Origin of the sequence: Streptomyces populi, assembly GCF_002911015.1 — a bacterium.
GTDB classification, from domain to species: domain Bacteria; phylum Actinomycetota; class Actinomycetes; order Streptomycetales; family Streptomycetaceae; genus Streptomyces; species Streptomyces populi.
Map to the genome: position 1 here is coordinate 23,684 of NZ_KZ626920.1, position 15,029 is coordinate 38,712.

General features: G+C 71.2%; 15 protein-coding genes. All 15 read left to right on the forward strand.

The window, feature by feature from the left end:
• Window positions 1-13: 13 nt before the first annotated feature.
• Window positions 14-580, forward strand: coding sequence for a cupin domain-containing protein (locus CW362_RS30735; RefSeq protein ID WP_103552880.1), 567 nt, complete (start codon window positions 14-16; stop codon window positions 578-580).
• A 2-nt stretch (window positions 581-582) separates the two neighbouring features.
• Window positions 583-1,743, forward strand: a complete 1,161-nt coding sequence (locus CW362_RS30740; protein WP_103552881.1) for a DegT/DnrJ/EryC1/StrS family aminotransferase — start codon at window positions 583-585, stop codon at window positions 1,741-1,743.
• Complete coding sequence (locus CW362_RS30745) at window positions 1,740-2,735, forward strand: class I SAM-dependent methyltransferase (protein ID WP_103552882.1); 996 nt, start codon at window positions 1,740-1,742, stop codon at window positions 2,733-2,735. The genes CW362_RS30740 and CW362_RS30745 overlap by 4 nt, the downstream gene beginning before the upstream one ends.
• A gap of 55 nt (window positions 2,736-2,790) precedes the next feature.
• Window positions 2,791-3,705: an aromatic prenyltransferase gene (locus CW362_RS30750; protein WP_103552883.1), complete on the forward strand. Its 915-nt coding sequence runs from the start codon at window positions 2,791-2,793 to the stop codon at window positions 3,703-3,705.
• Between the two features lie 135 nt (window positions 3,706-3,840).
• Window positions 3,841-4,320, forward strand: coding sequence for a TetR/AcrR family transcriptional regulator (locus CW362_RS30755; protein ID WP_103552884.1), 480 nt, complete (start codon window positions 3,841-3,843; stop codon window positions 4,318-4,320).
• Window positions 4,321-4,543: 223 nt separating this feature from the next.
• Entirely contained in the window at window positions 4,544-5,749 is a 1,206-nt protein-coding gene (locus CW362_RS30760) for an acyltransferase family protein (protein ID WP_103552885.1), read from the forward strand.
• A gap of 105 nt (window positions 5,750-5,854) precedes the next feature.
• Window positions 5,855-7,330, forward strand: coding sequence for an FAD-dependent monooxygenase (locus tag CW362_RS30765; RefSeq protein ID WP_206301096.1), 1,476 nt, complete (start codon window positions 5,855-5,857; stop codon window positions 7,328-7,330).
• A 51-nt stretch (window positions 7,331-7,381) separates the two neighbouring features.
• Window positions 7,382-8,284 (forward strand): aromatic prenyltransferase, encoded by a 903-nt coding sequence (locus CW362_RS30770; protein WP_103552886.1) that lies wholly within the window; start codon window positions 7,382-7,384, stop codon window positions 8,282-8,284.
• A gap of 38 nt (window positions 8,285-8,322) precedes the next feature.
• On the forward strand, window positions 8,323-8,934 hold the full coding sequence (wrbA, locus tag CW362_RS30775; protein WP_103552887.1) for an NAD(P)H:quinone oxidoreductase: 612 nt from the start codon (window positions 8,323-8,325) through the stop codon (window positions 8,932-8,934).
• A gap of 102 nt (window positions 8,935-9,036) precedes the next feature.
• Window positions 9,037-9,411 carry a DoxX family protein gene (locus CW362_RS30780; RefSeq protein ID WP_103552888.1) on the forward strand — a complete coding sequence of 125 codons (375 nt, stop codon included), beginning with the start codon at window positions 9,037-9,039 and terminating at the stop codon, window positions 9,409-9,411.
• A gap of 19 nt (window positions 9,412-9,430) precedes the next feature.
• Complete coding sequence (locus tag CW362_RS30785; protein ID WP_103552889.1) at window positions 9,431-11,020, forward strand: class I adenylate-forming enzyme family protein; 1,590 nt, start codon at window positions 9,431-9,433, stop codon at window positions 11,018-11,020.
• Window positions 11,021-11,073: 53 nt separating this feature from the next.
• Window positions 11,074-12,147 (forward strand): acetylserotonin O-methyltransferase, encoded by a 1,074-nt coding sequence (locus tag CW362_RS30790; RefSeq protein WP_240658121.1) that lies wholly within the window; start codon window positions 11,074-11,076, stop codon window positions 12,145-12,147.
• A gap of 51 nt (window positions 12,148-12,198) precedes the next feature.
• Window positions 12,199-13,413 (forward strand): methionine adenosyltransferase, encoded by a 1,215-nt coding sequence (gene metK, locus CW362_RS30795; protein ID WP_103552890.1) that lies wholly within the window; start codon window positions 12,199-12,201, stop codon window positions 13,411-13,413.
• A gap of 170 nt (window positions 13,414-13,583) precedes the next feature.
• Complete coding sequence (locus CW362_RS30800) at window positions 13,584-14,567, forward strand: carbohydrate kinase family protein (RefSeq protein ID WP_103552891.1); 984 nt, start codon at window positions 13,584-13,586, stop codon at window positions 14,565-14,567.
• Window positions 14,564-15,029 (forward strand): homocysteine S-methyltransferase family protein (locus CW362_RS30805; RefSeq protein ID WP_206301097.1); only part of this gene is annotated, 466 nt, incomplete at its 3' end. The genes CW362_RS30800 and CW362_RS30805, both read left to right, overlap by 4 nt.

The window sequence follows — 15,029 nt, forward strand, 5'->3', positions numbered from 1 at the left end:
GGAAGCGAATGGCATGAGCAACCTCATCACTCCCGCCGGACAGGGCCGCAAACTGGTGACCAAGGCGCAGGAAGTGACCTTCAAGGCGACCAAGGAGCAGGGCTCCTCGATATCCGTCTTCGAAGTGGTCGTCCCGCCCGGGTTCGACGTCGGCGCGCACGTCCACAGCCGGTCGCAGGAGTTCTTCTACGTCCTCGAGGGCGAGCTGGAGATCCTGTGCTTCGAGCCGAGGCAGCGCACGCACGACACCTGGCACCACTGGGAGTCGCCCGACGGGGAGCGGGCGGTCCGGGTCGGGGCGGGCGGCTGCATGTTCGTCCCGCCGGGAACGCCGCACGCGTTCAGGAACCCCACCGACAGGCCGACGACCATGCTGTTCCAGAGCTACCCCTCTCCCGAGCACGAGCACTACTTCGAGGAGATCGCGGAGATCTGGTCGACGGGCGAGGCGGTGGACCCCGAGGCCGTGCAGGAGATGCGCCGGCGCTACGACGTCCGCCAGATCACACCGATGCGCTTCGAACCGCCGGCGCCCGACGACGCCCCGCCCACAGCGGCACGTACGAATGCGGAGACGTGAACATGACCGAGGAGATACCCCTGGTTCACGCGAGCCTGGGAGAGCGGGAACTGGCGGCCGTCGCCGAGGTGTTCGCCTCGGGCTGGCCGGCCGGCCAGGGCCCCAGGGGCAAGGCGCTCGAGGCCCGGCTGAAGGAGCGCTACCGGGCGGGCGGGGCGGTCGCGGTCAGCAACTGCGGCGCCGCCCTCCACCTCGCCATGCTCGCGTTCGGCGTCGAGCCGGGCGACGAGGTGATCGTCGCCGACTACACCTTCCCGGCCCCCGCCCACGCGGTGCGCTACGTCGGCGCCACCCCGGTGTTCGCCGACGTCCGAGCCGACACCGGCACCGTGGACCCGCAGGCGGTCGCCGCCCTGGTCGGCCCGCGCACCGTCGGCATCATCGCCGTCGACACCGTCGGCCTGCCCGCCGACTACACGGACCTTCAGGCGATCGCGGACCGCCACGGACTGTTCCTCGTCGAGGACGCCGCCTGCGCGGTGGGCGCGACGTACCAGGGCCGCGAGGCGGGCACCCTGGCCGAGGTCGCCTGCCTGTCCTTCCACGGACGCAAGGGAGCCACCAGCGGCGAGGGCGGCGCCCTGATCGCCACCGACCCGGCGATCGCGGCGGACGCCCGGCTGCGCTCGTCCTTCGGCATCGGCAGCATCTTCGACCAGGCACAGGTCGTCGGACTGCCGATCCCGCGGTTCACCGAGATCGGCTACAACTTCAAACTGTCCGACATCGCCGCGGCGATCCTGCAGGTCCAGCTCGACCGGATCGGCGAACTGCTGGAGCGCCGCAGCGCCGTGGCGGCGCGGTACACCGAACTCCTCGCCGACGAGGAGCTCCTGACGACACCACAGGTGCCCGCGGACCGCACCCACGCCTGGCAGTCCTACGTGGTGACGCTGGACGCGGGCGTGGACCGCGCCGGGGTCGCCACCGACCTGCGCGCGCAGGGCATCGGCTGCGGGCACGGGACCTGGGCGAGCCACCTGCAGCCCGTGTTCGACTCCCGGCAGACGTGCCCCGTCTCCGCGGACCTCTTCCGGCGCGGCCTCGCCATCCCCATGCACGCCGAACTCACCGCGCACCAGACCGAGCGGGTCGTGACCGCGCTGCGCACGGCACTGCGGGCCAACTCCGCCTCCACCCGGGCCCCAGGAAGGGCAGCATGACCAATCACCAGCCGACCCCCGACACCGTCCTCCAGCTCATCAACGGCTACTGGGCCACCGGCATCGTCGGTGCCGCCGCCGGCCACGCGGTGTTCACCCATCTCGAGAACGGCGCCGACACCCCCGGCCTGCTCGCCGCCCGCGCAAAGATCTCCGAACGGGGGGCGGGCACGCTCCTGGACGGGCTCGTCAGCGTGGGCCTGGTCGAACTGCGCGAGGGCAGGTACCGCAACACCGCGGAGGCCTCCGCCTACCTGGTCGAGGGCAAGCCCGCGTGCCTGAGCGGCTTCGCCCGGCTGAAACTGACCCACATGGGCGGCCTGGCCGCCCTGCCCGAAGTGGTCCGCACCGGCGGGCCGGTGACGGACCCGACCACGGAGGTCGCCGACAACCCGCACTGGGAGCTGGTCGTCCCGGCCATCGCCGCGCAGTCGGTCCCCGCGGCGACGCTCGCCGCACAGGTGCTGGGACTGCCCGAGGCGGGGGAGGTGTCGATCCTCGACGTGGGCGGCGGCTCGGGCATCTACTCGGCCCTGTGGCTGGAGGCCAACCCGCGGGCCCGCTCCACCCAGCTCGACTGGGAGCCCATCAACAACATCGCCCGCCGGCTCCTCGAGGAACGGGGCCTGGCCGACCGGTTCACCTGCGTCGACGGCGACTTCCACACCACCGACTTCGGCGAAGGGCTCTACGACGTCGCGCTCTACTCCCACATCGCCCACCAGGAGAGCCCCGAGCAGAACACCGAGGTCTTCACGCGGCTGCGCCGGGCCCTCAAGCCCGGCGGGGCCCTCGTGGTCTGCGACTACGTCGTCGACGACGACCGCAGCGGCCCGGCGTTCCCGCTGCTGTTCGCCTCCGAGATGCTGCTCAAGTCCAACCAGGGCGGGACCTGGCGGCGCACCGAGTACCGCGACTGGCTGCTCAAGGCCGGCTTCGGGGACGTCTCCTTCCACTCCGCACCGCCCGCCACCCTGGCCGTCGCCCGCTAGCGGCACGGCCCTTGTCACCGCCCCGGGCGGGAACCGACAGCCAACTGGAGGACCCATGTCCCACACCGCCGTGGTCGAGGACGTCTACTCGGCCATCGAGGACTCGGCCCGGCTGGCCGGGGTGCCCTGTTCACGCGAGGGGATCGTGCCGATCCTGACCGCGTACGGGGACACCCTCGCCGACGCCGGGATCGTGCTGAGCGTGTCGACGAACGAACACCCCGTCTCCGAACTCGACTACACCATCACCGTGCCCACCCACGGACCCGACCCCTACACCACCGCCGTGGAGCACGGCTTCGTCACCCGCACGGACCACCCGGCGGCCGCCCTGCTCCCGGACATCCAGCAGCAGGTGCCCGTCAGCGAGTACTTCATCGACGGCGGGGTGGTCTCGGGCTTCAGCAAGATCTACGCGCACTTCCCGTTCACCCCGCTCACCGTCGAGCAGCTCGCCGCCGTCGAGTCCATGCCCCGCGCCGTGGCCGAGAACGCCGGACTCTTCGCACGCCACCACCTGCACCAGGCCGCGATGATCGGGATCGACTACCGGCGCCGGACGGTCAACCTGTACTTCGCCCAGCTGCCCGAACAATTCGGCACGGCGGAGAACATCCTGTCGTTGCAGCGCGAACTCGGCCTGCCCCGCCCGGACGGAGAACTCCTCGAGTTCGCCCGGAAATCGTTCCGCGTGTACGTCACCCTCGGCTGGGACTCCGCACAGGTGAAACGGATCTGCTACGCCCCCGCCCCGGTCCGCGGCTGGGACCCCGCGGCACTTCCGGTGCCCGTCGAACCGGAGACCGAGAAGTTCGTACGCGGCGCCCGGCGCACCTACGGCGGAGACCCCATCGTCATCGCCGCCTGCAAATGGACCCCCGAAGGCGCCTATCTGAACCTCGGCCCCTACACCCGCGTCTCGCCTCTGATGCGGACACTGCTGCGGAATCTCACCGGGCAGGAAGTGTGAACCCCGCCCACCGGCGATCCGGGTAATGCGAAGGAACAGCCGAACTCCAGCGGGGCTCTAGAGGACATGAGCGACGATTGCAGTCCCGGGGTTCGTCGTCCACGGAAAAGTCCTGCCGACCATCGGAGGGAAATCATGCCTGAAACCACCACGGACGCGGCGGGTCCGACCGCCCTCGGCGCCCTCGGGGACGCGCTGGGCAAGGCCGGCGCGGAGGCGATCTCCGGGCAGCGCGAACAGCTGGCCGCGGGCCTGCTGAGGGCCTCCCTGAAGCAGTGGGAGAACCCCGAGGCCCGGCCGCAGCTCCTCGCGGACCTGACCGCCGCGATCACCGACGAGGCGGGCGCGGAGAAGATGCGCGCCTTCATGTCCGCCCAGTCCTCCCAGATCTTCAGCCAGCTGGGGAAAGCGCTCGGGCTGCCGCAGACCCTCGACATCAACGAAGTGGCCGAGATCCTCGAAGTCCCGCCGCTGAACATCAACGCCGCGCAGGCACAGGTGTGGGGAATGGTCATCCTGCGCTACATCCTCAAACTCGAACCGATCTCCTCGGCATCCGCGGACGAACTCGTCGAGCTTCTCGCCCCCACCATCCAGCGATATCTGGTCGGCTAGTCCGCCTTTTCCGGCAGCCGGGACCGGACCCTTTTCCCGGCACGCGGCCCGCACCCCGCACATTCCCTTTCCCCGCGCGGGACCCGCACCCCCCACATTCCACGCACATGCCCGAACACTGTGCACCGGCGCGCACGCGGCACGCCCCGCGGCGTATTTCCGTGAGTTCACCGCGCATCGGCCGCCCAGCCGATCGCACACGTGATGGAAAGGCAGTAAGCCCATGGCAGACCCCACCGCCGCACCGACCGCCGGCGGTCCACCACAGCGCCCGGCCGCGCTGCCTTCGCTCACCGGCCTGCGCTGGCTGGCGGCCGTGTTCGTCTTCCTCGCCCACGCCTCGATGCTCTCCGGCCCCAACCGGCCGGACGCACCGCTCAGCTTCTTCGCCGATCAGGACCTCGCGAAGGGCCTGGCTCACTTCTTCGAGCCCGGATTCGTCATGGTGTCCTTCTTCTTCGTGCTCAGCGGCTTCGTCCTGACCTGGTCGACGAACCCCAAGGACCGGGCCCCGGCGATCTGGCGGCGGCGCGTCCTGAAGGTCTACCCCAACCACATCGTGGTCTTCGCCGTGGCGATGTGGCTGTTCGCCTCCTCCGAGCCGGCACGCGCCTGGCTGCCGAACCTCCTTCTGCTGCACACCTGGAGCAACAAGCCCGAGGTGATCTCCAGCGTCAACCTCCCGGCCTGGTCGCTGTGCGTCGAGGTGTTCGCCTACGCGCTGCTCCCGCTGCTCCTGGTCCTGGTGCGGCGGATCGAGGAGAGCAGGCTGTGGCTGTGGGCCGGCGCGGCGGCGGCCGGCGTCGTCGGCGTGCCGGCGGTGACCCAGGCGTTCGTCTCCGGCGGCGTCCAGGTGCCGATGTACCACCTGTCGATGAACCAGCTCTGGTTCAGCTACGGCTTCCCGCCCGCCCGCCTGTTCGAGTTCCTGCTCGGCATGGTCCTGGCCCGGATCGTCGCCGCGGGCCTGTGGCCGCGCAGCATCGGCATGCCGGCCGCGGCACTCCTCGTCGCGGGCGGGTACTGGCTCTCGTTCGCCCTGCCCTACCCCTACAAGTTCTACACCGGCACGATCGTTCCGTTCGCCGTGCTCGTCTGCGCCGCCGCCGCCCGCGACCTGCGGGGCGAGGGCGGCTGGCTCGCCAGCCGGCCCATGGTCTACCTCGGCAACGTCTCCTTCGCCTTCTACATCACCCAGGGCGTGGTCATGTTCTACGGCCGCCCCAAGGTGTGGGGCGCCCACACCTACGGCGTGCTCCCCGCCCTGGGACTGCTGGCGGTGCTCTTCCTGGCGAACCTGCTGGCCGGCTGGCTGCTGTACCGCTTCGTCGAGATGCCGATCATGCGCCGCTTCAGCCGCGGCAGGAAGCGGACCGCACCGGCCGCACCGCGCGGCACCGAAGCCGCGGCGGTCACCGGGGCCGCCTGAGCGGCCCGCACACCCCGGCCCACCCGGCACACCGTCAAAGCCCGCACACCGCATCCCATCACCACAACGTGACCACGCGTCGGCGCGCGCGAGGAAAGGACTGACATGGCCAGGAAGTTGGACACCGACGTCATCGTCGTCGGGGGCGGCCCCACCGGCCTGATGCTGGCCGGGGAGCTGCGCCTGGGCGGCGCGGACGTCATCGTCACCGAGGCCCTCGAACAGCCGACCGGCCAGTCGCGTGCCCTCGGCTTCACCACCCGCGCCCTGGAGTCGTTCGAACAGCGGGGCCTGCTGCCCCGCTTCGGCACCGTCGAGACCATGCCGATGGGACACTTCGGCGGCATCCCCTTCGACTACACCGTCCTGGAGGACGCGAACTTCGGCGCCCGCGGCATCCCGCAGTCCCAGTCGGAGGCCGTCCTGGAGGCATGGGCCGGCGAACTGGGCGCGGACATCCGCCGCGGCCGCGAGGTGACCGCCCTGGCACAGGACGAGGACGGCGTCACGGTCACCGTGACCGCCCCCGACGGGACACGCGAGGAACTGCGCGCCCTGTACGTGGTCGGCGCCGACGGCGCCCACAGCACGGTCCGCAAGGCCGCGGGCATCGACTTCCCCGGCACGACCGGAACCCAGGTCATGCACCTGGCCGACGTGGCCGGCTCCGGGGTGCGCCCGCGCCCCTTCGGCGAGCGGCTCCCGCTCGGCCTGGTGCAGGTCTTCCCCGGCGGCGACATCGACCGCGTCATCATGACCGAGTACGACGCCCCGGTGGACGACCACGACGAGACCCCGCAGTACGCGGAGGTCGCCGAGGCGTGGCTGCGCGTGACCGGCGAGGACATCTCGGCCGGCAAGCCCCTGTGGGTCAGCTCCTTCACCGACGCCACCCGCCAGGCGGCCGAGTACCGCAAGGGCCGCGTGCTGCTCGCCGGCGACGCCGCCCACATCCACCTGCCGGTCGGCGGCCAGGGCATGAGCGCCGGTGTGCAGGACGCGGTCAACCTGGGCTGGAAGCTCGCGGCCACCGTCCGCGGCCGGGCCCCCCAGGACCTGCTGGACACCTACCACGGCGAGCGCCACCCGGTGGGCGCACGGCTGCTGGCCAACACCCGGGCACAGGCCATGGCCATCTTCGGCGGCGACGAGTCGCAGGGACTGCGCGACCTGTACGCCGAACTGATCGCCCTCGACGAGGTCAAGCGCCACCTGGCCGGAATGGTCAGCCACGTCGACATCCGCTACGACATCGACCCCGAGGGCCACCCGCTCACCGGCCGCCGGCTGCCCGCACGCACGCTCGACACCGCGAGCGGCCCGGTCACCACGCCCGAACTGCTGCACCCGGCACGCGGTGTGCTGCTCGACCTGTCCGACTCCGCCGAACTGCGGGCCGCCGCGGCCGGCTGGAAGGACCGGGTCACCACCGTCACCGGCACGCTGCCCGCCGGCGGGGCCTTCGACAAGACCGCCGCACTGCTGGTCCGCCCCGACGGATACATCGCCTGGGCCGGCGACGACCGGGCCGCCCTGACGGCCGCCCTCGAGCGCTGGTTCGGCACCGCGGACCACGCCTAGCCATCCGCACGGCCCGACACGACCACGCCCATCAACCGAACGTGGGGATGTATGTCGAACAAAAGTGAGCTGGCAGGCCTCTACTCGGTCATCGAGGAATCCGCCCGGCTGGTGGACGTGACCTGCTCGCGCGAGACGGTCTGGCCGATCCTGACCGCCTACGAGGACACCCTCGCCCGGGCCGTGGTGGCCTTCCGGGTGGCCACCGGCGAGCGCAACGCCGGTGACTTCGACTGCCGCTTCACCATGCTGCCCAAGGACATGGACCCGTACGCGGTCGCCCTGCGAAACGGACTGAGCCAGAAGACCGGCCATCCCGTCGGGAGCCTGCTCGGGGAACTGCACCGCGCGTTCCCCATCGCGAGCAGCGGAATCGACTTCGGGGTCGTCGGCGGCTTCAAGAAGACCTGGTCCTTCTTCCCCACCGACGACCTCCAGTCACTGTCCGACCTGGTCCGCCTCGCGTCGCTGCCGCCCAGCGTGGCCGGCAACCTCGACTTCTTCACCCGCCACCGGCTGGCCGACCGCGTCAGCCTGGTGGGCATCGACTACCCGAACAGGTCGGTGAACCTGTACTTCGGCGCGGCCCCCGAGGAGACCTTCCGGGCCGACGGCATCCGCTCGATCCTGCGCGACGCGCGGCTGGCCGAGCCGAGCGAACGCCTGCTGCGCCTGGGCGAGCAGGCGTTCGGCATCTACGCCACCTTGACCTGGGACTCGCCGGACGTCGAACGGATCACCATCGCGGCCATGACACCGGATCCCACGACGCTGCCCGTGCGCATCGAACCCAAGATCGAGCACTACCTGGACGAGGCGCCCTACAGCACCGACGACCGCCAGTTCGTCTACGCCATCACCTCCTCGCCCAAGGGCGAGTACCACAAGCTCCAGTCGTACTACAAGTGGCAGCCGCGGGTGGAGAACATCCTGCTGGTCTCCGACCACCGATGACGCCGGCACCGGCACCCGGCCAGAGAGGGAAACCGACCATGGAACCTGTGAACGTCGCCGTCATCTACTACAGCGCGACCGGCAGCGTGCACGCCCTGGCGCAGGCCGCCGCCGAGGGCGCCCAGAAGGCCGGCGCCACCGTGCGGCTGCGCAAGGTCCGCGAACTGGCCCCGCAACAGGCCATCGAGGCCAATCCGGCCTGGGCCCGGCACATCCAGGACAGCGCCGACATCACCGAGGCGGCCCCGGAGGACCTCGGCTGGGCCGACGCCGTCCTGCTCGGCACGCCGACCCGCTTCGGCAACCCGGCCAGCCAGCTGCGGGCGTTCCTGGAGACGACCGGCCCGCTGTGGGCGCAGGGCCTGCTCGCGGGCAAGGTGTGCTCGGCCTTCACCGCCTCCAACACCGCCCACGGCGGCCAGGAGTCGACGATCCTCGCGCTGTCCAACACCTTCTACCACTGGGGCGGGATCATCGTGCCTCCCGGCTACACCGACCCCGTCCAGTTCAAGACGGGCAACCCGTACGGGACTTCGCACGTCGCCGCCCTGGGCGCACCCGGCGAGGACACCCTGGAGTCGGCCCGCCACCAGGCCCGGCGCGTCGTCGAGACGGCCGCCGCGCTCAAGGCCGGCCGCGCGGCCGCCTGAGCACCGGCCGCCCGAGCACCGGCCGGCCACGGCACGGCGGCGGACGCGGGCACGGCGCCCGCGCCCGCCGCCGTCACCCCCGAACCCCCAAGGAGAACTCTCGTGAACACTGCACTGTGGATCGTCGCGGCAGTGCTGGGCGCAGCATGCCTGGCCGGCGGCGCCATGAAGATCGCCCAGCCCACGGAGAAACTGGCGGCCTCGGGCTTCGGCTGGGTCGACGACTTCGGCTCCGGGCCCGTCAAGGCCATCGGCGCCCTCGAGGTGCTCGCCGGAGCGGGACTGATCCTGCCCGGCGCCCTCGACGTCGCACCGGTCCTGGTCCCGCTGGCCGCCCTCGGCCTGGTGCTCCTGATGATCGGCGCCGCCGTCACGCACCTGCGCCGCCAGGAGGCCCAGGCGATCGTGGTGAACGTGTTCCTGCTCGCGGTGGCCGGCTTCGTGGCCTGGGGCCGCTTCGGCCCCTACTCCTTCTGACGGCAAGGGAGAGGCCACGATGAAGGGCTCCACGCTCTACACCTCGATACAGCGGCGCGGCCTGCACATCGGCCTGCTGCCGGCGATGGCCGCGGCGGTGAACCCGTCGACCCCGATCACCCTCGACCACGACCTGGACGTCTTCCCCGACACGGGACGGCGTCTGACGGTGGCCCGCTACGCCGACCACGTGGACGACCTGGCGGGACGGCTGTGGGCGGCCGGCGTCCGGCCCGACGAGCACGTCGTGCTCTACAAGACCGCGAACGCCGACCACTGGATGCTCGCCGCGGCGGTGTCACGGATCGGCGCCGTCGTGGTGAACCTGTCACCGGCCCTGGACGCCACGACCGTCGCGGTCCTCCTCGAGCGGGTCGGCCGCCCCACCCTGCTCACCGACGGCGCCAAGCTCGACGTCCTCGCCGAGGTGCCGCTGACGAAGCTCACCCGACGGGTGATCACCGCGAGCGGCGAACGGCCCGGAGCCCTCCCGCTCGCCGGCCTCGCGGGCGCACCGCGCGTCGCGCCGGTCCTCAGACCCCTCGACGCCGCCGCCGTGATCACCCACACCTCCGGCACCACCGGCACACCCAAGCTCGTGGTGCACACCCCCCGCACCCAGGCCGTGCGCCTCGTACCGCAGTGGCGGCTGCTCTCCTTGATGCGCGGGAAGGAGACCGTCGCGATCCACATCCCCTTCGTGCACTCCCGGATGGTCGCGGCGATGTCCCTGGCCCTCGCCAAGCAGTTCCCGGTCCTGCTCCTGCGGGAGCCGGACCCCGCCGTCGTCGCGGAACAGTTCCTGCGCCACCGGCCGGCCCTCGTCGAGGCACTGCCCAACTCCCTGATGGAGTGGGAGGAACTCGCCGACGACACACGGCGCCCGTTCGCGTCGGTGAAGGTCTTCAGCAGCACCTTCGACGCGATCCACCCGCGCACGATGAGCCGGCTGCTGAAGGCCTCCGGACGGCGCGGGGCCCTGTTCTTCCAGATCTACGGACAGAGCGAGGTCGGCCCGGCCGTGGGCCGCGCCTACTTCCGCAACTCCGCCCACAAGGCCAACGGCCGCTGCGTCGGCTGGGCCATGCCCAAGGGAGCCGCGAGGGTCCGCGTGGTCAGCCGGGACGGCAGCACCCCCTCCGAGCGCAACCCGGGCTTCATCGAGGTCGCCTGGGACGGGCTGGCCAAGACGTACTTCGCCGAGCAGGAGCGCTACGACACCAACCGCGACGGCGACTGGTGGCGCACCGGGGACGTCGGATACCGCACCCGGTTCGGCTGTCTGCACATGCTCGACCGGGAGGTCGACATGATCCCCGGGGTGCGCAGCTCCCTGGAGGTCGAGGACGTCGTGCTGAGCCGGCTCGACGAACTGAGCGAACTGGTCGTGGTCCAGGGCCCCGGATCGAAGCCGGTCCCGGTGATCTGCACCGTCGACGACGAACCGCTGGACCCGCAGCGCTGGCGGGCCGCCGCCGCCGACTTCCCCCAGCTGGCCGCCCCCGTCCAGATCCCCCAGGCCGAACTGCCGCGCACCGCCACCTTGAAGGTGCAGCGCAACGTACTGACCCACCGCTTCAACCGACAGCCGGACGGCCGGCCGTCCTAGCCGGAGCCGGCGCACCTTCCCCGGCTCACCCGTCTTCGAAGGGGACCACTGCAATGACGACACAGGCCACCCTCGCCCGGCTGCGCGAATACATGGTGGGGCCCTCGCGGTTCATGACCCTGGTGTCCGTGTTCGAGCTGGGCATCGTCGACAGGCTCCGGGCCACCCCGGGCCTGACCGCCGCGCAACTCGCCGAGGCCGTCGGCGCCGCCCGGCCCGACGCCGTGGAACAGCTCCTGTTCCTGCTGGTCAAAGAGGGCTTCATCGCCCAGGACGAGACCACCGGGGGATACCGGCTCGACGCCCTCGCCGACGTCGCCGAGAGCGATCTGAAGCGCGCCCTGTCCTACATGAACCTCATCAAGGTGACGGCACTGCGGCAGCTGTTCTACCTCACCCAGAGCGTCCGCACCGGCACGGTCGTCGGCCTGAAGGAGCTCTACGGCGCCGAGGGCACCCTGTACGACGCGGTCGACGACCACCAGGACCTCAACGACTCCTGGCTGACCCTGATGAACACCGTCACCGCCAACATCGACCCGTGGTTCTTCGCCAACGTCGACATCCCCCCGGGCAGCCAGGTCCTCGACGTCGCCGGCAACACCGGCCTCGGCGCCATCCACACCTACCGCCACAAGGCGTCCCCCGGCCTGAGGGTCACCACCTTCGACCTGGCGCACAAGGAGACCGAGGCACTCGCCAACTTCAAGGCCGAGGGCCTCCAGGAACACCTGTCCTTCATCGGCGGCAACGTCTTCGACGAGATCCCCCGAGGCTTCGACGTCGCCCTGATCAAACACTTCCTGGACATGTTCGACAAGGCCGACGTCCTCACCATCCTCAAGGGCGTCCACACCTCGCTGAACACCGGCGGCACGGTGCACATCCTCGTCCCCGTGTACCCCGAGGACATCAAGGAGGCCGGCAACTACAACGTCGACTTCTTCCCCGCCTTCTTCCTCGGCGCCGCCATGGGACAGGGCGGCCCGCAGAAACTGTCGACCTACCAGAGCTGGCTGGAGGAGGCCGGGTTCGAGGTGACCGCGGCGCTGACCAAGGACTCGAGCGAGATTCCGGCGGACGTCATCCCCGTACAGGCCATCCTGTCCGCAACGAAGATTGCGTGACCGGCCGAGCCCGGACTCCACCTGCCCGCCCACCCACAGCCCTGGAGAGCCATGTCCCGCCGTCTGTTCACCTCGGAATCCGTGACCGAAGGACACCCCGACAAGATCGCCGACCAGATCAGCGACACGATCCTCGACGCGCTGCTGCGCCAGGATCCCGCCTCGCGCGTCGCGGTCGAGACCCTCATCACCACCGGCCAGGTGCACATCGCCGGCGAGGTGACCACCGACGCCTACGCCGATGTGGCGACCCTGGTGCGGCAGAAGGTCCTCGACATCGGCTACGACTCGTCGGCCAAGGGCTTCGACGGAGCCTCCTGCGGTGTCTCGGTGTCCATCGGCGCGCAGTCCCCGGACATCGCGCAGGGCGTCGACACGGCCTACGAGAAGCGCGTCGACGGCTCCGAGGCCGACGAGCTCGACAGGCAGGGCGCGGGCGACCAGGGCCTGATGTTCGGATACGCCTGCGACGAGACACCCACGCTGATGCCGCTGCCGATCGAGCTGGCCCACCGCCTGTCACGGCGCCTCACCCAGGTCCGCAAGGACGGTACCGTCCCCTACCTGCGGCCCGACGGCAAGACCCAGGTCACCATCGAGTACGACGGCGACAAGGCGGTCCGTCTGGACACCGTCGTGGTCTCCTCGCAGCACGCCGGCGACATCGACCTGGACTCCCTGCTCACCCCCGACATCCGCGAACACGTCGTCGAACACGTCCTCGCCCGGCTCGCCGACGACGGCATCAAGCTGGAGACGGACGACTACCGCCTGCTGGTCAACCCGACCGGCCGCTTCGAGATCGGCGGCCCGATGGGCGACGCCGGCCTCACCGGCCGCAAGATCATCATCGACACGTACGGCGGCATGGCCCGGCACGGCGGCGGCGCCTTCTCCGGCAAGGACCCCTCCAAGGTCGACCGCTCCGCCGCGTACGCGATGCGCTGGGTCGCCAAGAACGTCGTCGCCGCGGGCCTCGCCTCGCGCTGCGAGGTCCAGGTCGCCTACGCGATCGGCAAGGCCGAGCCGGTCGGCCTGTTCATCGAGACCTTCGGCACCAACACGGTCCCCGTGGAACGGATCGAGGACGCCGTCACCACGGTCTTCGACCTGCGCCCGGGCGCGATCATCCGCGACCTGGACCTGCTGCGCCCGATCTACGCCCAGACCGCCGCCTACGGCCACTTCGGCCGCGAGCTGCCCGACTTCACCTGGGAACGCACCGACCGCGCGAAGGCCCTGCGCGCGGCGGTGGACGCGGCCTGACCGCTTCCGGCGCCCGGCAGACCCCGGAGCCGGCCCCCAGCCGGCGGGGAGCGACGGCCACCCCCCGTCCCGTCGCTCCCCGCTCCTCACCCGCCCACCGAGCCGCCGGCAACCTGCCGTCGCCACGAACGTCCCGCCCCGAGGTTTGCCGAGGCCCAAGGAGTGCTCCCGTGCGTGTGGCCGTGACCGGATCGATAGCGACCGACCACCTGATGGTGTTTCCCGGACGGTTCGCCGAACAGCTGATCGCCGAACAGCTGGAGCGGGTCTCCCTGTCCTTCCTCGCCGACCGGCTCGAGGTGCGCCGCGGCGGCGTCGCCGCAAACATCGCCTTCGGCCTCGGCCTGCTCGGCCACCGGCCGCTGCTGATCGGCGCGGCGGGCATCGACTTCGCCGAGTACGACACCTGGCTGCGGGCCGGCGGCGTCGACACCTCCGGCGTCAAGGTCAGCGAGACCCTGCACACCGCCCGCTTCGTGTGCACCACCGACACGGACCAGAACCAGATCGCCACCTTCTACGCCGGAGCCATGGCCGAGGCCCCCCGCATCGACCTCGCCGCGATCACCGCCCGCTCCGGCCGGCCCGGACTCGTCCTGGTCGGCGCCGACGACCCCGACGCCATGCTGCGGCACACCGCCACCGCCCACCGGCTCGGCATCCCCGTCGCCGCCGACCCCTCCCAGCAACTGGCCCGCCTCGACCGCGAACAGGCCCGGCACCTGGTCGAGGGGGCACGGTGGCTGTTCACCAACGAGTACGAGGCCGCACTGCTGCAGGACCGCACCGGCTGGAACGAACAGGACCTCCTCGAGAGGGTCGGCACCTGGATCACCACACGGGGCGCGGACGGAGTGACGCTGGCCGCCCGCGGCGAACCCCGCCTGGCCGTACCGGCCGTGCCCACCGCCACCATCGCCGACCCCACCGGCGCGGGCGACGCCTTCCGCGCCGGATTCCTCGCCGGCCACGCCTGGCAATGGCCCCACGAACAGGCCGCCCGGCTCGGCTGCGCCCTGGCCACCACCGTCCTGGAGTCGGTGGGCACACAGGAGTACAAGCTCCTGCCGGCGGAGCTGATCGCCCGGATCGACGCCACCTACGGCCGCGAGGCCGCCCGCACCGCCGAACCGCGCCTCGCGGGTGCGGCATGAGCACGCCGCAGCGGCTGCGGGCCGCCGCACTCCGCGAAGCGCTCGCCACCCGGGTCGTGGTGGCCGACGGCGCGATGGGCACGATGCTCCAGGAACAGGACCCCACGCTCGAGGACTTCGAGAACCTCGAGGGCTGCAACGAGGTCCTCAACGCCACCCGCCCCGACATCGTCGCCTCCGTGCACCGCGCCTACCTGGACGCGGGCGTGGACCTGATCGAGACGAACACCTTCGGCGCGAACGCCACGGCACTCGCCGAGTACGAGATCGCGGACCGCATCACCGAACTGTCCGAGTCCGGCGCCCGCATCGCCCGCGAGGCCGCCGACGCGTCCACCGCCTCGACCGGCCGCCGGCGCTGGGTACTGGGCTCGATGGGACCGGGAACGAAACTGCCCACCCTCGGCCACGTCCCGTACCCCGCGATCCGCGACGGCTACCGGCGCAACGCGGAAGGCCTGA

Bases quoted from the DNA above. Each gene is read 5' to 3' on its own strand.
- CW362_RS30735 (WP_103552880.1), top strand. From the start codon at position 14: ATGAGCAACCTCATCACTCCCGCCGGACAGGGCCGCAAACTGGTGACC.
- CW362_RS30740 (WP_103552881.1), top strand. From the start codon at position 583: ATGACCGAGGAGATACCCCTGGTTCACGCGAGCCTGGGAGAGCGGGAA.
- CW362_RS30745 (WP_103552882.1), top strand. From the start codon at position 1,740: ATGACCAATCACCAGCCGACCCCCGACACCGTCCTCCAGCTCATCAAC.
- CW362_RS30750 (WP_103552883.1), top strand. From the start codon at position 2,791: ATGTCCCACACCGCCGTGGTCGAGGACGTCTACTCGGCCATCGAGGAC.
- CW362_RS30755 (WP_103552884.1), top strand. From the start codon at position 3,841: ATGCCTGAAACCACCACGGACGCGGCGGGTCCGACCGCCCTCGGCGCC.
- CW362_RS30760 (WP_103552885.1), top strand. From the start codon at position 4,544: ATGGCAGACCCCACCGCCGCACCGACCGCCGGCGGTCCACCACAGCGC.
- CW362_RS30765 (WP_206301096.1), top strand. From the start codon at position 5,855: ATGGCCAGGAAGTTGGACACCGACGTCATCGTCGTCGGGGGCGGCCCC.
- CW362_RS30770 (WP_103552886.1), top strand. From the start codon at position 7,382: ATGTCGAACAAAAGTGAGCTGGCAGGCCTCTACTCGGTCATCGAGGAA.
- wrbA (WP_103552887.1), top strand. From the start codon at position 8,323: ATGGAACCTGTGAACGTCGCCGTCATCTACTACAGCGCGACCGGCAGC.
- CW362_RS30785 (WP_103552889.1), top strand. From the start codon at position 9,431: ATGAAGGGCTCCACGCTCTACACCTCGATACAGCGGCGCGGCCTGCAC.
- CW362_RS30790 (WP_240658121.1), top strand. From the start codon at position 11,074: ATGACGACACAGGCCACCCTCGCCCGGCTGCGCGAATACATGGTGGGG.
- metK (WP_103552890.1), top strand. From the start codon at position 12,199: ATGTCCCGCCGTCTGTTCACCTCGGAATCCGTGACCGAAGGACACCCC.